The sequence below is a fragment of the Pseudomonas sp. Mn2068 genome (assembly GCF_049319725.1).
GTDB lineage: Bacteria > Pseudomonadota > Gammaproteobacteria > Pseudomonadales > Pseudomonadaceae > Aquipseudomonas > Aquipseudomonas gingeri.
Map to the genome: position 1 here is coordinate 47682 of NZ_JBMOUG010000007.1, position 20088 is coordinate 67769.

At 62.7% G+C, this 20088-nt stretch carries 18 protein-coding genes; 11 read left to right on the forward strand and 7 right to left on the reverse strand.

Going from position 1 to position 20088, the window contains the following annotated elements:
- The first annotated feature begins 26 nt into the window (after nt 1–26).
- Complete coding sequence (pap, locus tag ACL9RJ_RS17185) at nt 27–1547, forward strand: polyphosphate:AMP phosphotransferase (protein WP_017129681.1); 1521 nt, start codon at nt 27–29, stop codon at nt 1545–1547.
- Between the two features lie 103 nt (nt 1548–1650).
- On the forward strand, nt 1651–2835 hold the full coding sequence (locus ACL9RJ_RS17190; protein WP_017129680.1) for a thiolase family protein: 1185 nt from the start codon (nt 1651–1653) through the stop codon (nt 2833–2835).
- A 191-nt stretch (nt 2836–3026) separates the two neighbouring features.
- Here the strand turns inward: ACL9RJ_RS17190 and ACL9RJ_RS17195 are convergent, their stop codons facing one another.
- Nucleotides 3027–3230, reverse strand: coding sequence for a DUF6316 family protein (locus ACL9RJ_RS17195; protein ID WP_017129679.1), 204 nt, complete (start codon nt 3228–3230; stop codon nt 3027–3029).
- 213 nt (nt 3231–3443) lie between these two features.
- Here ACL9RJ_RS17195 and ACL9RJ_RS17200 point away from each other — a divergent pair, with 213 nt between their 5' ends.
- Entirely contained in the window at nt 3444–4412 is a 969-nt protein-coding gene (locus ACL9RJ_RS17200; RefSeq protein ID WP_017129678.1) for a DMT family transporter, read from the forward strand.
- Between the two features lie 115 nt (nt 4413–4527).
- On the opposite strand, the gene ACL9RJ_RS17205 is transcribed toward ACL9RJ_RS17200, so the two are convergent.
- Nucleotides 4528–5922, reverse strand: a complete 1395-nt coding sequence (locus ACL9RJ_RS17205; protein ID WP_103032679.1) for a class II fumarate hydratase — start codon at nt 5920–5922, stop codon at nt 4528–4530.
- A gap of 194 nt (nt 5923–6116) precedes the next feature.
- Between ACL9RJ_RS17205 and ACL9RJ_RS17210 the strand changes: the two genes are divergently transcribed.
- The 7 genes from ACL9RJ_RS17210 to ACL9RJ_RS17240 all read left to right on the forward strand — a co-directional run bounded on the left by ACL9RJ_RS17210 (nt 6117) and on the right by ACL9RJ_RS17240 (nt 13930).
- Nucleotides 6117–6635 carry a DUF2059 domain-containing protein gene (locus ACL9RJ_RS17210; protein WP_017129677.1) on the forward strand — a complete coding sequence of 173 codons (519 nt, stop codon included), beginning with the start codon at nt 6117–6119 and terminating at the stop codon, nt 6633–6635.
- A 12-nt stretch (nt 6636–6647) separates the two neighbouring features.
- On the forward strand, nt 6648–6944 hold the full coding sequence (locus tag ACL9RJ_RS17215) for a BolA family protein (protein WP_017129676.1): 297 nt from the start codon (nt 6648–6650) through the stop codon (nt 6942–6944).
- A gap of 101 nt (nt 6945–7045) precedes the next feature.
- Nucleotides 7046–7984: a rhodanese-related sulfurtransferase gene (locus ACL9RJ_RS17220; protein WP_017129675.1), complete on the forward strand. Its 939-nt coding sequence runs from the start codon at nt 7046–7048 to the stop codon at nt 7982–7984.
- Nucleotides 7985–8020: 36 nt separating this feature from the next.
- Nucleotides 8021–8623 (forward strand): DsbA family protein, encoded by a 603-nt coding sequence (locus ACL9RJ_RS17225; RefSeq protein WP_177086872.1) that lies wholly within the window; start codon nt 8021–8023, stop codon nt 8621–8623.
- Nucleotides 8607–10424, forward strand: a complete 1818-nt coding sequence (locus tag ACL9RJ_RS17230) for an ABC transporter ATP-binding protein (RefSeq protein ID WP_370591027.1) — start codon at nt 8607–8609, stop codon at nt 10422–10424. The genes ACL9RJ_RS17225 and ACL9RJ_RS17230 overlap by 17 nt, the downstream gene beginning before the upstream one ends.
- Nucleotides 10425–10635: 211 nt before the next feature.
- A complete protein-coding gene (locus ACL9RJ_RS17235) occupies nt 10636–13095 on the forward strand; it encodes an EAL domain-containing protein (RefSeq protein WP_042937167.1) in 2460 nt (819 codons plus the stop codon).
- A gap of 79 nt (nt 13096–13174) precedes the next feature.
- A complete protein-coding gene (locus ACL9RJ_RS17240) occupies nt 13175–13930 on the forward strand; it encodes a TenA family transcriptional regulator (RefSeq protein ID WP_218169430.1) in 756 nt (251 codons plus the stop codon).
- A gap of 18 nt (nt 13931–13948) precedes the next feature.
- On the opposite strand, the gene ACL9RJ_RS17245 is transcribed toward ACL9RJ_RS17240, so the two are convergent.
- From ACL9RJ_RS17245 to ACL9RJ_RS17265, 5 genes are all read right to left on the reverse strand, one after another.
- Nucleotides 13949–14875, reverse strand: coding sequence for a GGDEF domain-containing protein (locus ACL9RJ_RS17245; RefSeq protein WP_017129670.1), 927 nt, complete (start codon nt 14873–14875; stop codon nt 13949–13951).
- Between the two features lie 366 nt (nt 14876–15241).
- Nucleotides 15242–15982 carry a YciK family oxidoreductase gene (locus ACL9RJ_RS17250; protein ID WP_177086511.1) on the reverse strand — a complete coding sequence of 247 codons (741 nt, stop codon included), beginning with the start codon at nt 15980–15982 and terminating at the stop codon, nt 15242–15244.
- Nucleotides 15983–16113: 131 nt separating this feature from the next.
- Nucleotides 16114–16785 (reverse strand): N-acetylmuramic acid 6-phosphate phosphatase MupP, encoded by a 672-nt coding sequence (gene mupP / locus ACL9RJ_RS17255; RefSeq protein WP_042937165.1) that lies wholly within the window; start codon nt 16783–16785, stop codon nt 16114–16116.
- Between the two features lie 3 nt (nt 16786–16788).
- Entirely contained in the window at nt 16789–17487 is a 699-nt protein-coding gene (ubiG, locus tag ACL9RJ_RS17260) for a bifunctional 2-polyprenyl-6-hydroxyphenol methylase/3-demethylubiquinol 3-O-methyltransferase UbiG (protein WP_422765498.1), read from the reverse strand.
- A 66-nt stretch (nt 17488–17553) separates the two neighbouring features.
- Complete coding sequence (locus ACL9RJ_RS17265; protein ID WP_177086513.1) at nt 17554–18885, reverse strand: TRZ/ATZ family hydrolase; 1332 nt, start codon at nt 18883–18885, stop codon at nt 17554–17556.
- Between the two features lie 109 nt (nt 18886–18994).
- Between ACL9RJ_RS17265 and mtnA the strand changes: the two genes are divergently transcribed.
- Nucleotides 18995–20071: an S-methyl-5-thioribose-1-phosphate isomerase gene (gene mtnA / locus ACL9RJ_RS17270; RefSeq protein WP_422765499.1), complete on the forward strand. Its 1077-nt coding sequence runs from the start codon at nt 18995–18997 to the stop codon at nt 20069–20071.
- Nucleotides 20072–20088 lie beyond the last annotated feature (17 nt).

The following is a 20088-nucleotide window of genomic DNA, read 5'->3' on the forward strand; positions in this document are numbered from 1 at the left end:
TTGCTCAATTCTGGAAGGAGCCCTCCATGTTCGAATCCGCTGAAATCGGTCACGCCATCGACAAAGACACCTTCGACGCCGAGGTGCCCGCCCTGCGCGAGGCCCTGCTCGAAGTGCAGTTCGAATTGCAACAGCAGAAGCGTTTCCCGGTGATCGTCCTGATCAACGGCATCGAAGGGGCCGGCAAGGGCGAAACCGTCAAGTTGCTCAATGAATGGATGGACCCGCGGCTGATCGAGGTCCGCACCTTCGACCAGCAGACCGATGAAGAACTGGCCCACCCGCCGGCCTGGCGCTACTGGCGGATGTTGCCGGCCAAGGGGCGGATGGGGGTGTTTTTCGGCAACTGGTACAGCCAGATGCTGCAGGGACGGGTACACGGCCTGTTCAAGGATGCGGTACTCGACCAGGCGATTGCCGGGGCCGAGCGCCTGGAGAAGATGCTCTGCGACGAAGGCGCGCTGATCTTCAAGTTCTGGTTCCATCTGTCCAAGAAGCAGATGAAGGCCCGGCTCAAGGCCTTGCAGGATGACCCGCTGCACAGCTGGCGCATCAGCCCGCTGGACTGGCAGCAGTCGGAAACCTACGACACCTTCGTGCATTTCGGCGAGCGGGTGCTGCGCCGGACCAGCCGCGATTATGCCCCGTGGCATGTGATCGAAGGCGTCGACCCGCACTACCGCAGCCTGACGGTGGGGAAAATCCTCCTCGAGGGCCTGCAGGCGGCGTTGAAGGCTTCCCAGGTCGAGTCGCGGCCGACCAATAGCGCGCCGCTGCCGGCGGGCGTCGACCAGATGAGCCTGCTCGACAGCCTGGACATGACCCTGAGCCTGGAGAAGGCCGACTACGAGGAACAACTGATCACCGAGCAGGCGCGACTGTCGGGCCTGATGCGTGACAAGCGCATGCGCAAGCACGCACTGGTCGCGGTGTTCGAAGGCAATGACGCGGCGGGCAAGGGTGGGGCGATCCGCCGCCTGGCCGCGGCCCTCGATCCGCGCCAGTACAGCATCGTGCCGATTGCCGCGCCCAGTGAAGACGAGCGGGCCCAGCCTTATCTGTGGCGCTTCTGGCGGCAGATCCCGGCGCGGGGCAAGTTCACCGTGTTCGACCGATCCTGGTACGGCCGGGTGCTGGTGGAGCGGGTGGAGGGCTTCTGTAGCGTCAGCGACTGGTTGCGTGCCTACGGCGAGATCAACGATTTCGAGGAACAGTTGAGCGACGCCGGGGTGATCGTAGTGAAGTTCTGGCTGGCCATCGACAAGCAGACCCAGCTGGAACGTTTCCAGCAGCGTGAAGAGATTCCGTTCAAGCGCTTCAAGATCACCGAGGACGACTGGCGCAACCGCGAGAAATGGGACCTCTACCGCGCGGCGGTGGGCGACATGGTCGACCGCACCAGCACCGAGATCTCGCCCTGGACCCTGGTGGAGGCCAACGACAAGCGCTGGGCCCGGGTCAAGGTCCTGCGCACGGTCAACCAGGCGATCGAAGAGGCCTTCGCCAAGTCCGACAAACACGACAAGAAGGGCAAGAAGTCGAAATAAGACGATGATGACGCATACGCCCAGTGAATGATTGTCGCAGTCCCGGATTGGGCGAGCTTATGCTCGTGCTCTCCTGGACCGACAATGACAATGAGGTGTTCCCATGCGTGAAGTGGTGATCGTCGATAGCGTGCGTACTGGCCTGGCCAAGTCGTTCCGCGGCAAGTTCAACCAGACCCGGCCCGACGACATGGCCGCCCATTGTGTCAACGCCCTGCTGGTGCGCAACGGCATCGATCCGGCCAGCGTCGAGGATTGCATTGTCGGTGCCGGCTCCAACGAAGGCGCCCAGGGCTACAACATCGGGCGCAACGTCGCGGTGCTGTCGCAACTGGGCACCGGCACGGCGGGCATGACCCTCAACCGCTTCTGTTCCTCGGGCCTGCAGGCGATTGCCATTGCCGCCAACCAGATCGCCTCCGGGTGCAGCGATATCATCGTCGCCGGTGGTGTCGAGTCCATCAGCCTGACGATGAAAAGCGTCAATACCGAGAACCTGATCAACCCGCTGCTCAAGGAGCAGGTTCCGGGTATCTACTTCCCCATGGGGCAGACGGCGGAGGTGGTCGCCCGGCGTTATGACGTCAGTCGCGAGCAGCAGGACCTGTATGCCCTGCAAAGCCAGCAGCGCACCGCCGCCGCCCAGGCCGCGGGCCTGTTCGACGATGAAATCGTGCCGATGACGGTAACCTACGCGGTCGAGGACAAGGCCAGCGGGCAGATCCAGCGCCTGCAAGGCGTGGTCGACCGGGATGATTGCAATCGCCCGGACACCACCCTCGACAGCCTGGCCGGACTCAAGCCGGTATTTGCCGAAGACGGTTCGGTGACGGCGGGGAACTCGTCGCAGTTGTCCGATGGCGCGTCGATGACCCTGGTCATGAGCCTGGAGAGGGCACTGCAACTGGGGCTGAAACCCAAGGCGTTTTTCCGTGGTTTCACCGTGGCCGGTTGCGAGCCGGACGAGATGGGCATCGGCCCGGTGTTCTCGGTGCCGAAGCTGCTCAAGGCCAAGGGCTTGACGGTGGCGGACATCGACCTGTGGGAGCTCAATGAAGCCTTTGCCTCGCAATGCCTGTACAGCCGCGACCGGCTGGAGATCGACAATGCCAGGTACAACGTCAACGGCGGTTCGATTTCCATCGGCCATCCATTCGGCATGACCGGTTCACGCCAGGTCGGGCATCTGGTGCGCGAGCTGCAACGGCGCAACCTGCGCTATGGCATCGTGACCATGTGCGTGGGTGGCGGGATGGGCGCGACGGGGTTGTTTGAAGCGGTGCGCTGATGACAGGTGTAGGTAGTCTTTAGGGGAGTGCTGCCTGGAGGGGAATGCTGTCTGTAGGGGAGCTCTGTTCATGTGGGAGCGGGCTTGCCCGCGAAGCTTTTGGGGCTCCTGAGGACGCCTTCGCGGGCAAGCTCGCTCCCACACAAGCCCGCCCCTATATAGCCTTCTGCCACAAGGCGGCTGTACTTTTGTCAGAGACCGGCCTGGATATCCTTTGCCAGTTGCATCCGCTGTATATAGAGCCGGGTTCCCCGCTGGGCATCGTCGCGGGTGAAAAACGGTCCTTCCAGGGTGTTCTCCCGGGTGCTGAAAAAATACAGGCCATTGATTGCAGTGACACGGTCGCTACGAAAGCGCGTGGCCTCGGTGCTGTCCTGGGCGCGTTTGCCGAACATGGAGAAAATTCCGTGGATAGAAGGTGGCTTTCAGAAAACCAGCATAAAACTTATAGAGATACGTCGCCTAATCGTCCGATCAACGGTTGAAGCCAATTTACTGGCGGCGCTCAGGCGTCGATCAATGTCGCTTTTGTCTGCCCTGGCGGCTGTGGAGCGGATCGTGAGCCGCTTAGAATGGCGGCTTGAATCCCTCGGCCCACAGGACTGTCCATGCATATTTCATCCGGCCGCTGGGGCTATGGGATGTTCCTCGCCCTGTTGACCGCCGTGCTCTGGGGCATCCTGCCCATCAAGCTCAAGCAGGTCCTGCTGGTGATGGACCCGGTGAGCGTGACCTGGTGCCGGCTGGTCGTCTCCGGCGGTTTCCTGTTCTTCTACCTGGCGGCCACGCGCCGCCTGCCGAGCTGGCGCGCGCTGGGCCCGCGGGGTGGCTGGCTGGTGCTGCTGGCGGTGTTCGGCCTCACCGGCAACTATGTGTTGTACCTGATGGGCCTGAACCTGCTGAGTCCGGGCACCGCGCAACTGGTGGTGCAGATGGGGCCGATCTTCCTGCTGATCGCCAGTCTGTTCGTGTTCAAGGAACGCTTCAGCCTGGGCCAGGGCATCGGGCTGCTGGTGCTGCTGGTCGGCTTCGGGTTGTTCTTCAACCAGCGCTTGAGCGAGTTGCTGACCTCCCTCGGAAACTACACCGCCGGTGTGTTGCTGGTGCTGCTGGCCTCGACGGTCTGGACCTTTTACGCCCTGAGCCAGAAGCAGTTGCTGACGGTCTGGAATTCGTTGCAGGTGATGATGGTGATCTACCTGTTCTGTGCCTTGCTGCTGACCCCCTGGGCGCATCCCGCCGAGGCCTTGCAGTTGAGCCCGTTGCAGGGCTGGCTGCTGCTGGGGTGCTGCCTGAATACGCTGGTGGCCTATGGCGCGTTTGCCGAGGCGCTGGCGCATTGGGAGGCATCACGGGTCAGTGCGACCCTGGCTATCACGCCGCTGGTGACTTTCGGTTCGGTGGCGCTGGCAGCGTGGATCTGGCCGGAATATGTGCATGCCGAAGAGATCAACGGCCTGGGGTATGGCGGGGCGGTACTGGTGGTGGTCGGTTCCGCGCTGGTGGCGCTCGGCCCTTCGCTGATTGCCGGGCTCAAGGCCCGGCGAGCGCGGTTGGCGGGGCAGCCCACCTTGTAGCTCGTGATGCGGCCTGTAGGAGCCGGCTTGCTGGCGATAACGAGCCGACATCTTTATCGACTGCCCCGGCGCTATCGCCAGCAAGCCGGCTCCTGCAACGACAAGCGGACGGGTATCAGCCGTTCTTGCCCGATTCCAGCATGTTTTCCGGACGTACCCAGGCGTCGAACTCTTCGTCGGTGAGATAGCCCAGCTCCAGCGCCGCTTCGCGCAGGGTAAGGTTCTCGCCGTAGGCCTTCTTGGCGATTTCCGCCGCCTTGTCGTAGCCGATATGCGGGTTCAGCGCGGTGACCAGCATCAGTCCTCGTTCCAGGTGCGCGGCCATCTGCACCGGGTCCGGTTCCAGGCCGGCGATGCAATGGGCCTGGAAGTTGCTGCAGCCATCTGCCAGCAGGCGGATCGATTGCAGCAGGTTGTGGATGATCACCGGCTTGTACACGTTCAATTGCAGGTGGCCCTGGCTGGCGGCAAACCCGATGGTCACATCGTTGCCCATGACCTGGCAGGCCAGCATCGACAGGGCTTCACACTGGGTCGGGTTGACCTTGCCGGGCATGATCGAGCTACCCGGCTCATTGGCCGGCAACCTGACCTCGGCGAACCCTGCACGGGGGCCGGAGCCCAGCAGACGCAGGTCGTTGGCGATCTTCATCAGGGCCACGGCCAGGGTCTTCAGGGCGCCGGACAGGCTGGTGAGGGGTTCATGGCCGGCCAGGGCGGCGAATTTGTTCGGTGCGCTGACGAACGGCAGGCCGGCCAGGGCCGCCAGTTCGGCGGCGATCGCTTCGGAAAAACCGTGGGGCGCGTTGAGCCCGGTGCCGACCGCCGTCCCGCCCTGGGCCAGTTCGCAAACCGCCGGCAATGTCGCGCGGATGGCCCGCTCGGCATAGTCGAGTTGCGCGATGTAGGCGGAGACTTCCTGGCCGAAAGTGATCGGCGTGGCATCCATCATGTGGGTGCGCCCGGTCTTGACCAGCTTCATATGGCGCGCGGCCAGTTCCGCCAGGCCACCGGACAGCTCGGCTATCGCCGGCAGCAGTTGCCGGTGCACCGCCTGGACCGCGGCGATATGCATGGCAGTGGGGAAACAGTCGTTGGAGCTTTGCGAGCGATTGACGTGATCGTTCGGGTGTACTGGCGACTTGCCGCCACGGCCCTTGCCGGCCAGTTCGTTGGCGCGTCCGGCGATGACCTCGTTGGCGTTCATGTTGCTCTGGGTGCCACTGCCGGTCTGCCAGACCGCCAGGGGGAACTGGCTGTCATGTTCGCCGGCCAGCACTTCGTCGGCGGCCTGTTCGATCAGCCGGGCGACATCGGCGGGCAGGTCGCCATTGCGGTCGTTGACCCGGGCCGCGGCCTTCTTGATCAGGGCCAGGGCATGCATCACCGCCAGCGGCATCTTTTCGTCGCCGATGGCGAAATTGATCAGTGAACGCTGGGTCTGGGCGCCCCAGTAGGCGTCTTCCGGGACATTCACCTGGCCAAGGCTGTCGGTTTCGATACGGCTCATGGGGCACACTCCTCAAGGTCTGATAGCGCAGTTTAGGCCCTGATCGGCCTGGTAGGTTCCTTGCGTCGGTTTTTACCACCTGGGGCCCGCCTCGGGAGTGTCACAAACGGTGCCGGGGTTGAGTGACACACTTTGTTAGGCGCAGAATGGTCGCCCTTGGGGTTTTACCTCGCCTGTTAGTTAAAGGAAACTCGATGACCCGTCTTCGTGCCATCTGTACCGCGGTTGCTCTGGTATGCGCCAGCGGCCAGGTTTTCGCCGATACCGCCAGCCACAACGCCAGTGCCGAAGCTTTCCTGACGCTGGCCCATGCCGACAAGCTCGGAACCCCGGTCTACTCGCAAGTGCAGCAGATGTTCGCCCAGCGCTTCGCCCAGACCCAGGCGCCGGACTCGAAAAAGCCGCTGCTCGATACCTACCAGGCCAAGGCCAATGCCGCCCTGGACCAGGCCATCGGCTGGAACAAGCTCAAGCCTGACATGGTCAAGCTCTACACCGACAATTTCAGCGAATCCGAACTCAAGGACCTGGTCGCGTTCTACCAGTCGCCACTGGGCAAGAAAGTCCTGGAAAAAATGCCGCAGCTGACCCAGCAATCGGCCCAGATGACCCAGGCCAAGCTGGAAAGCGCGGTGCCCGTGGTCAACAAGCTGCTGGAAGACATGACCAACGAACTGGCGCCGGCCAAGGCTGCACCGGCGAAGAAGAAGTAAGCGGAGCCCGCGATGACCATGCAACAACGTATCGAAACCGCCTTGGGCGCCTTGCACCCCGAGCATCTGCAAGTGCTGGATGAAAGCCACATGCATAGCCGCGGGTTGCAGACCCACTTCAAGGCGGTGCTGGTCAGCGAGCAGTTTGCCGGGTTGAACAGCGTCAAGCGCCACCAGAAGGTCTACGCCACCCTGGGTGACCTGATGGGGCAGTTCCATGCGTTGGCCTTGCATACCTACACCCCTGAAGAGTGGGTGAAAATCGGTTCGGCACCGGCTTCGCCGACCTGCGCCGGCGGTGGGCACTAAGTTCGCTTTTTGCTAGAATCCGCAACGCGCCGCTCAGTCGGCGCGTTTTTTTTGCGTCCGGTTCGCCCTTTGCGAGGGCAGCCACCTGGAGAGAAATACCCATGACCCAACCTATCGTCGTGGCGGCACTGTACAAGTTCGTCACCCTCGAAGATTACGTCGCCCTGCGCGAGCCACTGTTGCAGGCGATGGTCGACAACGGCATCAAGGGCACGCTGCTGATCGCCGAGGAAGGCATCAACGGCACCGTGTCCGGTAGCCGCGAAGGCATCGACGGGCTGATGGCCTGGCTGAAGAAAGATCCGCGCATGGTGGATATCGACCACAAGGAATCCTACTGCGACGACCAGCCGTTCTATCGGACCAAGGTCAAGCTGAAGAAGGAAATCGTAACCTTGGGCGTCGAAGGCGTGGACCCGAACAAGCAGGTCGGTACCTATGTCGATCCGCAGGACTGGAACGCCCTGATTGCCGATCCGGAAGTGCTGCTGATCGATACCCGCAACGACTACGAGGTCTCGATCGGTACCTTCGAAGGCGCCATCGATCCGAAAACCACCAGCTTTCGCGAGTTTCCCGACTACATCAAGGCCAACTTCGACCCGGCCCGGCACAAGAAGGTCGCCATGTTCTGCACCGGCGGCATTCGTTGCGAGAAGGCCTCGAGCTATATGCTCGGCCAGGGTTTCGACGAGGTCTATCACCTCAAGGGCGGGATCCTCAAGTACCTCGAGGAAGTGCCCCAGGAACAGAGCCAATGGCGTGGCGACTGCTTCGTGTTCGATAACCGCGTGACCGTTCGCCATGACCTGAGCGAAGGCGACTACGATCAGTGCCACGCCTGCCGTACGCCTGTCAGCGTCGAAGACCGTGCGTCGGAACACTATGTGGCCGGCATCAGTTGTCCGCATTGCTGGAACACACTGAGCGAGAAGACCCGCCGCAGTGCCATCGACCGGCAGAAGCAGATCGAGTTGGCCAAGGCGCGCAATCAACCCCATCCGATCGGCTACAACTATCGCCAACCTTCCGAGGCCTGAACCATGTCCGCGCGCCTGCTCTATGTGATGGATCCGATGTGCTCCTGGTGCTGGGGCTTTGCCCCGGTGGCCGAGGCCCTGGTCAAGCAGGCGCAGGCCGCGGGCGTCGAGTTGCACCTGGTGATGGGTGGCTTGCGCACCGGCAGCGGCACGGCCCTGGAACCGACCACCCGGCGTTACATCCTCGAGCACTGGCAGGCGGTCACCGAGGCCACCGGCCAGCCCTTCACCTTCGAAGGCGCCTTGCCCGAGGGTTTTGTCTACGACACCGAGCCGGCGTGCCGGGCGGTGATCACCGCACGAAGCCTGGCGGCGGACTGCGCCTGGCGGCTGGTGGGGCTGATCCAGCGGGCTTTCTACGTTGAAGGACGGGATGTCACCCAGGCCAGTGTGCTGGTGGAGTTGGCCGAGGCGGCCGGCGTGCCGCGCATCGAGTTTGCCGAGGCCTACGACAAGGCCGAGCAGCATGCGGCCACGGCGGCGGACTTTACCTGGGTCCAGGACCTGGGCATCGCCGGTTTCCCGACCCTGCTGGCCGAGCGCAATGGCCAGCTGGCGCTGTTGACCAATGGCTACCAGCCCCTTTCCGAGTTGTCACCGCTGCTCGGCCGCTGGCTGGAGCGTGCGGCCTGTGCCTGATCCCGACGCTTCGCGACAACCCGCCGACCGCCTGAGCTGGGCGGAAATCCGGCGCCTGGCACTGCAGCACAGAAAGGCCTTGTGGATTGCCAATGGCGTCGCGGTCATGGCGACCCTGTGCAGCGTGCCGATCCCGCTGTTGCTGCCATTGCTGGTGGACGAGGTGCTGCTCAAGCACGGCGACGCGGCGTTGCAGGTGATGAACCATCTGCTGCCCGGCGGTTGGCAGAGCGCGGTCGGTTATATCGGCCTGATGCTGCTGATCACCTTGTGCCTGCGTTGTGGCGCGCTGTTGTTCAACGTCCTCCAGGCCCGGCTGTTTGCCGGGCTGGCGAAGGATATCGTCTATCGCATCCGCACCCGCCTGATCGAGCGCCTGAAGCGGATTTCCCTGGGTGAGTACGAAAGCCTCGGCAGTGGCACGGTGACCACGCACCTGGTCACCGACCTGGATACCCTCGACAAATTTGTCGGGGAAACCCTGAGCCGTTTCCTGGTGGCGATGCTGACGCTGGTCGGCACCTCCGGCATCCTGGTGTGGATGCACTGGAAGCTGGCGCTGCTGATCCTGCTGTTCAATCCGCTGGTGATCTACTTCACGGTGCAACTGGGCAAGCGCGTCAAGCACCTGAAGAAGCTGGAGAACGACAGCACTTCGCGGTTCACCCAGGCACTGACGGAAACCCTCGATGCCATCCAGGAAGTCCGCGCCGGCAATCGCCAGGGCTTTTTTCTCGGCCGCCTCGGACAGCGGGCCCGGGAAGTGCGCGACTATGCCGTGGCCTCGCAGTGGAAAAGCGACGCGTCGAGTCGGGCCAGTGGCCTGCTGTTCCAGTTCGGCATCGATATCTTCCGCGCGGCGGCCATGCTCACCGTGCTGTTTTCGGACCTGTCGATCGGTCAGATGCTCGCGGTGTTCAGTTACCTGTGGTTCATGATCGGTCCGGTGGAACAACTGCTCAACCTGCAATACGCCTTCTACGCGGCAGGCGGCGCGCTGACGCGGATCAACGAATTGCTGGCGCGTGCCGACGAGCCGCAGTATCCGGGTGGCGTCGACCCGTTTGTCGGGCGGGATACGGTCGGGATCGAAGTGCGCGGGCTGAGCTTTGCCTATGGCGACGAGCCGGTTCTCGATCAACTGGACCTGTCCATCGCGCCGGGTGAAAAGGTCGCGATCGTCGGTGCCAGCGGCGGTGGCAAGAGCACCCTGGTGCAATTGCTGCTCGGTCTCTATACGCCGCAGTCCGGGACCATCAGGTTTGGCGGCTCGTCCCAGGCCGAAATCGGCCTGGAGACCGTGCGCGAGCATGTCGCAGTGGTGCTGCAGCACCCGGCGCTGTTCAACGACACGGTCCGCGCCAATCTCACCATGGGCCGCGAACGCAGTGACGAAGCCTGCTGGCGCGCCCTGGAAATCGCCCAACTCGACAGCACCATCAGGGTCCTGCCCCAGGGCCTGGACAGCATTGTCGGGCGTTCCGGCGTGCGCCTGTCCGGCGGGCAGCGCCAGCGCCTGGCGATTGCCCGGATGGTACTGGCCGAACCCAAGGTGGTGATTCTCGACGAGGCGACCTCGGCACTGGACGCCGCCACCGAATACAACCTGCATCAGGCCTTGAGCCGGTTTCTCAGCGGTCGTACCACCTTGATCATTGCCCATCGCCTGTCGGCGGTAAAACAGGCCGATCGCGTGCTGGTGTTCGATGGCGGCCGGATAGCCGAAGATGGCGACCATCAACAGCTGATCGCCGAAGGTGGCCTGTACGCCAAGCTTTACGGGCACCTGCAGAAAATTTGACGCTCTTGAGTTTTTCGCGAATTTCTGTGCTTAGTGGTTGAATTGACTGGAAGAAATATTTTTCCCTTGTTGTCGGTGGATACCTGGCCAGAAGCGGTGGTTTCGAGTCGATCAACGATCCATTCGAGGTTGCTGAAATTAGCCTAGGCTGTGCTATCAGGGGTGAAATTCTCTCGGCTGTCCATCTGGCTGTGCTGATGCAAGGGAACTCATGAAGCGCAAGCAAACTCTCGGAACGCCACGGCTGTTGGGCATCGTCTGGCCCTTTATCGCCGTCGTGCTGTTTCAGGCATTGCTCGGTTGTCTCAGCCTCTATGTGCTTTCTGCCGTGCGGGGTTATGTGGCTGGCGAGAGTCTCTGGTCAAAGGGGCAGAAGGACGCGATCTACTACCTCAACCTGTATGCCGACAGCCGCGACGAGGCGATTTTCCTCAAGTACCAGCAGGCGATTGCCGTGCCCCAGGGCGGGCATGAGCTGCGCATCGCCCTGGATGCCGCGACACCCGACCTGGAAGCGGCGCGTCGGGGGATCCTGCAGGGCGGCAATCACCCGGATGACGTCTCCAGCCTGATCTGGCTGTACCTCAATTTTCGCCATTTCAGTTACCTCGAACAGGCCATCGAAAAGTGGACGGTGGGCGATGGCTACCTGGTGCAACTGGATGAGGTTGCCCAGCAGATGCACCGGGCGATTTCCGCCAATATGGCAAGCGCTGCCGACATCCAGCACTGGAAAGGCCGGATCTTCGCCATCAACGACGGGGTGACCCCGGCTGCCAGGGCCTTCAGCGATGCCCTGGGCGAAGGCTCGCGGGTGATCCTGCGACTGCTGCTGATCACCAACCTCGCCACGGCCCTCGGGCTGATCGCCCTGGCTTTGCTGCGCACGCACAAGCTGCTGGCCCAGCGCCATGCCTTTGCCGACGCCCTGCAACTGGAAAAGGAGCGGGCGCAGATCACCCTGGAGTCCATCGGCGACGGGGTGATCACCACCGATGTCGAGGGGGCCATTGCCTATATGAACCCCGCCGCGGAGCACCTGACCCACTGGAAAGCAGCCCAGGCCTACGGATTACCTCTGGCGGCACTGTTCAACCTGCTGGACGAAAATGCCCAGGAGGAAGGTTTTACCCTGATCGAACATATTCTCAGCGGGCAGTTGGGCGGCGGCAGCGAGCACTCCAAGCTGATCCAGCGGCTGGACGGCAGTACCGTGTCGGTGACCCTGGTCGGGGCGCCGATCCGCAATGCGGGGAAGGTCAGTGGTGCGGTGCTGGTGCTGCACGACATGACCCAGGAGCGGCAATACATCGCCAACCTGTCCTGGCAGGCCACCCACGATGCCTTGACCGGCCTGGCGAACCGGCGCGAATTCGAATACCGCCTGGAGCAGGCGCTGCATAACCTGGGGCGCCAGCCCGGTCGACACGCTCTGATGTTCCTCGACCTGGACCAGTTCAAGCTGGTCAACGACACCTGTGGGCATGCCGCCGGTGACGAACTGCTCCGGCATATCTGCGCGCTGTTGCAATCCGGCCTGCGCGAAGGCGATACCCTGGCGCGGCTGGGCGGTGATGAGTTCGGCATTTTGCTGGAGAATTGCCCTTCAGACGTCTCTGAAAAAATCGCGGAAGGATTACGTCAGACTGTGCAGAATCTGCACTTTGTCTGGAAAGGGCGGCCCTTTGTCACCACGGTCAGTATCGGTCTGGTGCATATCCAGCAGACGCCCGCGACGCTGGAATCCTCCCTGCGGGCGGCGGACATGGCGTGCTACATGGCCAAGGAAAAAGGTCGCAACCGGGTTCAGGTGTATCACGCCGACGATTCGGAGTTGTCCCTGCGCTTCGGCGAAATGGCCTGGGTCCAGCGTCTGCACATGGCCCTGGAGGAGGATCGTTTTTGCCTGTACTCGCAGGAAATTTCCGCGCTGGGTCAGACCGATCATGCAGATGGTCATGTAGAAATCCTGCTCAGGTTGCATGATGAAGCAGGGCGGATGATCCTCCCTGACAGCTTTATCCCGGCGGCCGAGCGCTACGGTCTGATGAACCAGCTGGACCGCTGGGTGGTGCAGAACGTGTTCAAGGTGGTGGCGCAGTGCATTGCCCTGGAGCGTGAAGAGCCGATGGCGATGTGTGCGATCAATCTGTCAGGCACGACCATCGGCGACGAGAACTTCCTCGGCTTCCTCCACGAGCAATTTGCCCTGCACGGGATTCCGCCGCGGCTGATCTGTTTTGAAATCACTGAAACCAGCGCTATTTCCAACCTCGGGAGTGCCATTCGTTTTATCAATGAGCTCAAAGGGTTGGGTTGTCACTTCTCTCTGGATGACTTTTGTGCCGGTATGTCTTCATTCGCATATCTTAAACATTTGCCTGTAGACTTCCTGAAGATCGATGGAAGTTTCGTAAAGGATATGCTGGACGACCCGATTAACCGCGCCATGGTCGAAGTGATCAATCACATCGGCCATGTCATGGGGAAGCGAACCATTGCCGAGTTTGTTGAAACGCCGCAGATCGAGCAGGCATTGCTGGAGATCGGTGTCGATTATGCTCAGGGCTATGTGATCGAACGCCCGCAGCTGTTCACGTGCGACAGTCTGCTGTGTCGACCCGCGCGACCTCGACCCTTGTTGTTCAGGGCGCCTGGCACGTTCCGCTGAAACCTTTGCAGGTCTGCACACATCACCACTCAAAAGGAGCTCGACAGTGATCGACACATTCAGCAGAACCGGCCCGCTTATGGAAGCCTCCAGCTACCCCGCATGGGCACAACAGCTTATTCGGGACTGTAGCGAGAGCAAGCGCCGGGTTGTCGAACACGAACTTTACCAGCGGATGCGCGACAACAAGCTGAGCGCGAAAACCATGCGCCAGTACCTGATTGGCGGCTGGCCGGTGGTAGAACAGTTTGCGTTGTACATGGCCCAGAATCTCACCAAGACCCGCTTTGCCCGCCATCCTGGCGAGGACATGGCGCGTCGCTGGCTGATGCGCAATATCCGCGTGGAGTTGAACCATGCCGACTACTGGGTGCACTGGAGTCGAGCCCATGGCGTGACGCTCGAAGACCTGCAGGCGCAACAGGTCGCCCCTGAACTGCATGCCTTGAGCCACTGGTGCTGGCATACCAGCTCGGCGGATTCGCTGGTGGTGGCGATTGCCGCGACCAACTACGCCATCGAAGGGGCCACCGGCGAATGGTCGGCGGTGGTCTGCTCCTCTGGCGTCTACGCGGCGGCATTCCCCGAGGAGGAGCGCAAGCGGGCGATGAAATGGCTGAAGATGCACGCCCAGTATGACGATGCTCATCCGTGGGAAGCGCTGGAGATCGTCTGCACCCTGGCGGGCATGAATCCGAGCAAGGCTTTGCAGGTCGAGCTGCGCCAGGCCGTCTGCAAGAGCTACGACTACATGTACCTGTTCCTGGAACGTTGCATGCAGCTGGAAAAGGTCCCGGTCGCCCGTGAGCGCCAGGCAGAACTCGCTGCAGGCTGAGTTGACAGGTGGCGGGGGTTACCCCGCCATTGCCAGTCGGTTGCGACCTTCGCGCTTGGCCACATACAAGGCGCTGTCCGCGCGCCGCAGCAGGCTTTCCGTTGACTCCCCCGCCAGCAAGGTGGCGCAGCCCAGGCTCACCGTCAGGGCGATGGTCTGCTCGTTGGCCGGATAATCCTGGCTCTGCGCCGCCTGGCGCAGGCGTTCACCGACCATGGCCGCCGCTTCGCGACTGGTGTTGGACAGGACGATCAGGAACTCTTCCCCGCCATACCGGAACACCATGTCAATATTGCGCAGCTGGCTCTTGATCGAGGCGGCGACGGCCTTGAGTACCTGGTCGCCGGCGCTGTGGCCGTGGCTGTCGTTGATGCGCTTGAAGTGATCGATATCGAGCATCAACAACGAGAGCGGTTGGCTGTGGCGACGGGCCAATTCGATTTCCCGTTGCAGGGTCTGGTCCATGGCAATGCGGTTGCCGGTCTCGGTCAGTGGGTCGCGCAGCGCGCTCTGGGTGGCGGCGCGGTACAGCAAGGCGTTGCGTACCGGATAGAGCAGGCAGGAGAGCAGTGACTCCAGGTTGCCCAGTTCCTGTTCGGTGAAGCGCTGGTTGCGCCGGAACAGCAACTGCCCCAGGTGCTCGCCCTCGTGGCTGAGGCTGTAGCTCACCGAGTGATGACCGCGCTGGCCGAATTCGAGGCGCAGGTCGCTGCTTTGATGCACGTAGATCAGTGAGTGCAGGGGGACCAGGCGCTGAATCTCGCGGAAGAACAGGCCGAGGATGCGTTCCGGCTCAAGGCTGGTCTGCAACTGCAGGCCGAGTTGCTGGCGCAGCTGGGTGAGGGTGGTGGGGCGTTGGAAAAGACTGGGGGCCTGACCGAAACCCAGGCGCTGCAACTTGGCACTGTCGAAGTCAATGGTGTTGGTCTGGATCGGTGTCTTCATGGTGGTCAGCCCCTGGGTACAGCATGCGGTCTTACAGGCTGGTGAGAGCGGCTTGGGGGCTGCGCGTCGTACTGATCCATCAGTCCCGTAGGACAATTGGCAACAGTCTAATCGTTTCGCCCGGGCTTGGTAGCCCGAGCCGATGGAACGCCCGCGGCTTTCACACAACCTGTCTGAGGGAAGTTAGAGCGAAAGTCGTGCCAACCGGTTCAATCAAATAAAACTCGTTGCAATTCATCAGGTTGTTTTTTGCTTGAAGGGCAAAGCCGGGAGCGGGCGGCAGTTGTTTGACTTGCCGTACTGGCTTTTTGAAATGCCCGACTTGCCGTGCCGGTATTCCGGCACGGGGGCATGAGGCGGGTTGGATTACTGGGCGTTGAAGGCCTGGCCGTTGATGCCGGTGCTGTCCGGGCCCATCAGGTACAGGTAGACCGGCATGATCTCTTCAGGCGTCGGATTGTTCTGCGGGTCCTCTCCGGGATAGGCCTGGGCGCGCATGCTGGTGCGAGTGGCGCCGGGATTGATGCTGTTGGCGCGCACGGGGGCAACGTTGTCGAGTTCGTCGGCCAGGGTCTGCATCAGGCCCTCGGTGGCGAACTTGGAGACCCCGTAGGCGCCCCAGTAGGCACGGCCCTTGCGGCCGACGCTGCTGGAAGTGAAGATCACCGAGGCGTCTTGGGACAGCTTGAGCAATGGCAGCAGAGTGCTGGTCAGCATGAACATCGCGTTGACGTTGACTTGCATGACCCGCATGAAGTTTTCGCCCGAGAGCTGTTCGATCGGCGTGCGCGGGCCAATGATCGAAGCGTTGTGGAGCAGGCCGTCGAGGTGGCCGAACTCGGTCTCGATCATCGCCGCCAGTTCGTCGTACTGGTGCGGCAGGGCGGTTTCCAGGTTGAACGGAATCACCGCCGGTTGTGGATGGCCGGCGGCTTCGATCTCGTCATAGACCTGGGTCAGGTTGGCCTCGGTCTTGCCCAGCAACAGCACGGTGGCGCCGTGGGCGGCATAGGTCCTGGCGGCGGCCGCGCCGATGCCGCGGCCGGCACCGGTGACCAGGATCACCCGATCCTTGAGCAATTCGGGGCGGGCGGAGTAATCAAACATGGCTGAACCTCAACAAATGTAAGAATGACGCTATCCATGGGAGCCGGCTTGCTGGCGATCCAGGCGGCGTGATCGGACAGATACCCCGCGTCGAAGCTATCGCCGGCAAGCCGGCTCCCGCAGGAATCAGCTCAACAACTGCACAGCGCGTTATCCAGGACCTTGCGCAGGTCCAGTGGATGATCCACCACGACGTCGGCGCCCCAGTGATCGGGGTTGTCGTCCGGGTGGATGTAGCCGTAGCGCACGGCGGCGGTCCGGGTCCCGGCGTCGCGGCCCGATTCGATATCGCGCAGGTCGTCGCCGACAAACAGGACACTGGCCGGGTCCAGGTCGAGCATCTTGCACGCCAGGATCAGCGGCTCCGGGTCGGGTTTGCTGTTCTTCACATGGTCCGGGCAGATCAGCAGGGCCGAGCGTTCGGCCAGGCCGAGCTGCTGCATGATCGGCTCGGCGAAGCGCAATGGTTTGTTGGTGACCACGCCCCAGAGCAGATTGGCTTTCTCGATATCCGCCAGCAACTCGCCCATGCCGTCGAACAGCTTGCTGTGGACGGCGCAGGCCTTCAGGTAGCGCTCGAGGAACTCCTGGCGCAGTTCCTCGAAGCCTGGCGACTCGGGGTCCATCATGAAGGTCACCGCGACCATCGCGCGGGCACCGCCGGAAATTTCGTCGCGGATCAGCCTGTCGGCAATCGCCGGCAGCCCGCGATCAGCCAGCATGGCCTGGCAGATGGCGATAAAGTCCGGCGCGGTATCGAGCAGGGTACCGTCCATGTCGAAGAGAACCGCTCTCAAACGCATCGGTCATTCCTCGCGCAGGGTCTGGATCATGTAGTTCACCGCCACGTCCGGAGCCAGCTTGTAGTGCTTGGTCAGCGGGTTGTAGGTCAGGCCGATGATGTCCTTGACCGACAGGCCGGCGTCGCGGCTCCAGGAGCCCAGCTCGGAAGGACGGATGAATTTCTTGAAGTCGTGGGTGCCGCGTGGCAGCAGGCCCATGATGTATTCGGCGCCGACGATGGCGAACAGATAGGCCTTCGGGTTGCGGTTGATGGTGGAGAAGAACACCTGGCCGCCGGGCTTGACCATGCGGAAGCAGGCGCGAATCACCGACGATGGATCGGGTACGTGCTCCAGCATTTCCAGGCAGGTGACCACGTCGAACTGCTTGGGCATTTCCTCGGCCAGGGCTTCGGCGGTGATCTGCCGGTACTCGACGCTGACACCCGATTCCAGTTGGTGCAGTTGGGCCACGGCCAGGGGCGCCTCGCCCATGTCGATGCCCATGACCGTGGCGCCGCGCTGGGCCATGGCTTCACTGAGGATGCCGCCGCCGCAACCGACGTCGAGGACTTTCTTGCCGGCCAGCTTGACCCGCTCGTCGATCCAGTTGACCCGCAGCGGATTGATGTCGTGCAGCGGCTTGAACTCGCTTTCACGGTCCCACCAGCGATGGGCGAGGGCTTCGAATTTGGCGATTTCGGCGTGGTCGACGTTGCTCATGGAACTATCCTCTGAAAACTTGGAAACCAGGGTGATCCAGGACCGTTCGGGCCCGGGATGATCAAATCAGTGCGCATGACCGCCGATGCGCCGGCCCCAGGTCCGGGCCGTGGCGCTCAGTCGTTGTTCGTCCAGGCGGGTCAGGCGCCGGTCGTCGAGCAGTTGCTTGCCGCCAACCCACAGGTGTTGCACACACTCGCGGCCGCTGGCGTAGATCAGGGTGGACACCGGATCATAGACCGGTTGCTGGGCCATGCCGGAAAGGTCGAAGGCGACGATATCCGCGGCCTTGCCGACTTCCAGGGTGCCGATTTCACTCTCCAGGCCCAGGGCGCGCGCGCCGTTCAGGGTCGCCATGCGCAGGGCGCGATGGGCATCCAGGGCGCTGGCGGAACCGGCAACGGCCTTGGCCAGCAGGGCGGCGGTACGGGTTTCACCCAGCAGGTCGAGGTCATTGTTGCTCGCCGCGCCATCGGTGCCTACTGCCACATTGACGCCGGCCTGCCACAGGCGTTCCACCGGGCAGAAGCCGCTGGCCAGTTTCAGGTTCGATTCCGGGCAGTGGATCACGCTGGTGTTGCTTTCTACCAGCAAGGCCAGGTCGTCATCGCTGATCTGCGTCATGTGCACGGCCTGGAAGCGCGGTCCCAGCAGGCCGAGGCGAGCCAGGCGGGTCAGTGGCCGTTCGCCGTTCTGTTCAACCGCCTGCTGGACCTCGAAGGCGGTCTCATGCACATGCATATGGATCGCGGCGTCGAGCTCTTCGGCGATGACGCGGATTTTTTCCAGGTTTTCGTCGCCGACGGTATAGGGTGCATGGGGACCGAAGGCTATCTTGATACGGGGGTGATGCTTGAGGTCGCCGAACAGTTCGATGGCCTGGCGCAGGGATTCGTCGCTGCTGGCCGCGCCGGGGATCGGGAAGTCGAGGATGGGCACGGCGATCTGGGCGCGAATGCCGCTGTCATGGACGCACTCGCTGGCAACTTTCGGGAAAAAGTACATGTCCGAGAAACAGCTGATGCCGCCCTTGAGCTGTTCGGCAATGGCCAGGTCGGTGCCGTCGCGGACGAAGGTTTCGTCGACCCACTTGCCTTCGGCGGGCCAGATATGTTGTTCCAGCCAGGTCATCAGCGGCAGGTCGTCGGCCAGGCCACGGAACAGGGTCATGGCGGCATGGCCATGGGCATTCACCAGTCCCGGGGCGAGCAGTGCCCCCGGCAGCTCGCGGACTTCGCCGGCCTTGAGTTTCAAGGCCTCGGCCCGCGGGCCGATAAAGACGATACGCCCGTCGCGGATGCCCAGGCCGTGCTCCTTGAGGACCACGCCGGCGGGTTCGACAGGCACCAGCCAGGTGGGCAGCAACAGCAAGTCGAGCGGGGCGGCGATGTTCGGCATCGAGGACGGCTTCCAGGCTTTATACAAAAGGACGGCGAAGTATACCCGAGCGTCTTGGCGGGGGGCTCGCTATAATCGGCGGCTTTTGTTTCCCAGTGCGGAGTGAATCATGCGCGATCGGTTGTTGGCAGCGGAAAAGGTCAAGGCCATCGATTGGCGCCAGGGGGCCTTGTATCTGCTCGACCAGCGCATCCTGCCGTTCGAGAACAGCTGGTTGGCCTGTAACAGCGCGGCCGGGGTGGCCGAGGCGATTCGCGAGAGGGTCGTGCGCGGCGCGCCGGTCATCGGTATCGCTGCCGCCTACGGCCTGGTGCTGGCGGCGCGCGCGCGGTTTGCCGACGGGCGTGGCTGGGTGGCGGCGCTGGAAGAGGATTTTGCCTTGCTGGCTGCTGCGCGACCGACCGCGGTCAATCTTTCCTGGGCGCTCGGGCGGATGCGCGAACGCCTGGAGCGCGCCCGTGACCTCGCTGATCCGCTGGCGGCGCTGGAGGCCGAGGCCATTGCCATCCATGAAAGTGATCGTGAGGCCAACCTGACCATGGCGCAGTTGGGTGTCGACCTGATCCGCAAGCATCAGGGCAATGCCCAGGCGATCCTCACCCACGGCAATACCGGCGCCCTGGCGACCGGTGGCTTCGGTACCGCGCTGGGGGTGATTCGCGGTGCGTTCCTCGAAGGCATGGTCGAGCGGGTCTACGTCGACGAAACCCGGCCCTGGCTGCAGGGATCGCGCCTGACCGCCTGGGAGCTGGCCAACGCGGACATCCCGGTGACCGTGAACGCCGATTCCGCCGCCGCCCACATCCTGAAGACCAAGGGCGTGACCTGGGTCATCGTCGGGGCCGACCGGATCACCGCGAACGGCGATGTGGCGAGCAAGATCGGCACCTACCAGCTGGCCGTCTGTGCCATGCACCATGGCGTGCGGTTCATGGTCGTGGCCGCGAGCTCGACCATCGACATGAACCTGGCCAGCGGCGACGATATCGTGCTGGAAGAGCGCGATGGCGACGAATTGCTCAGCGTCGGCGGGCAGCGGCTCGGTGTGCCGGTCGAAGCGTTCAATCCGGTATTCGATGTGACGCCGGCGGACCTGATCGATGTCATCGTGACCGAAAAGGGCATAGTCGAACGACCGGACGCCGCGAAGATGACTCAATTGATGTGTCGCAAGCGCCTGCACTGAGCCGGTTTTTTTCCGGC

Coding starts and splice junctions, on each gene's coding strand:
- ACL9RJ_RS17200 (WP_017129678.1), top strand. CDS start 3,444: ATGCATATTTCATCCGGCCGCTGGGGCTATGGGATGTTCCTCGCCCTG.
- ACL9RJ_RS17210 (WP_017129677.1), top strand. CDS start 6,117: ATGACCCGTCTTCGTGCCATCTGTACCGCGGTTGCTCTGGTATGCGCC.
- ACL9RJ_RS17265 (WP_177086513.1), bottom strand. CDS start 18,885: ATGCCGAACATCGCCGCCCCGCTCGACTTGCTGTTGCTGCCCACCTGG.
- mupP (WP_042937165.1), bottom strand. CDS start 16,785: ATGCGTTTGAGAGCGGTTCTCTTCGACATGGACGGTACCCTGCTCGAT.
- ubiG (WP_422765498.1), bottom strand. CDS start 17,487: ATGAGCAACGTCGACCACGCCGAAATCGCCAAATTCGAAGCCCTCGCC.
- mtnA (WP_422765499.1), top strand. CDS start 18,995: ATGCGCGATCGGTTGTTGGCAGCGGAAAAGGTCAAGGCCATCGATTGG.
- ACL9RJ_RS17220 (WP_017129675.1), top strand. CDS start 7,046: ATGACCCAACCTATCGTCGTGGCGGCACTGTACAAGTTCGTCACCCTC.
- ACL9RJ_RS17190 (WP_017129680.1), top strand. CDS start 1,651: ATGCGTGAAGTGGTGATCGTCGATAGCGTGCGTACTGGCCTGGCCAAG.
- ACL9RJ_RS17240 (WP_218169430.1), top strand. CDS start 13,175: ATGGAAGCCTCCAGCTACCCCGCATGGGCACAACAGCTTATTCGGGAC.
- ACL9RJ_RS17215 (WP_017129676.1), top strand. CDS start 6,648: ATGACCATGCAACAACGTATCGAAACCGCCTTGGGCGCCTTGCACCCC.
- ACL9RJ_RS17235 (WP_042937167.1), top strand. CDS start 10,636: ATGAAGCGCAAGCAAACTCTCGGAACGCCACGGCTGTTGGGCATCGTC.
- ACL9RJ_RS17195 (WP_017129679.1), bottom strand. CDS start 3,230: ATGTTCGGCAAACGCGCCCAGGACAGCACCGAGGCCACGCGCTTTCGT.
- ACL9RJ_RS17225 (WP_177086872.1), top strand. CDS start 8,021: ATGTGCTCCTGGTGCTGGGGCTTTGCCCCGGTGGCCGAGGCCCTGGTC.
- ACL9RJ_RS17245 (WP_017129670.1), bottom strand. CDS start 14,875: ATGAAGACACCGATCCAGACCAACACCATTGACTTCGACAGTGCCAAG.
- ACL9RJ_RS17250 (WP_177086511.1), bottom strand. CDS start 15,982: ATGTTTGATTACTCCGCCCGCCCCGAATTGCTCAAGGATCGGGTGATC.
- ACL9RJ_RS17205 (WP_103032679.1), bottom strand. CDS start 5,922: ATGAGCCGTATCGAAACCGACAGCCTTGGCCAGGTGAATGTCCCGGAA.
- pap (WP_017129681.1), top strand. CDS start 27: ATGTTCGAATCCGCTGAAATCGGTCACGCCATCGACAAAGACACCTTC.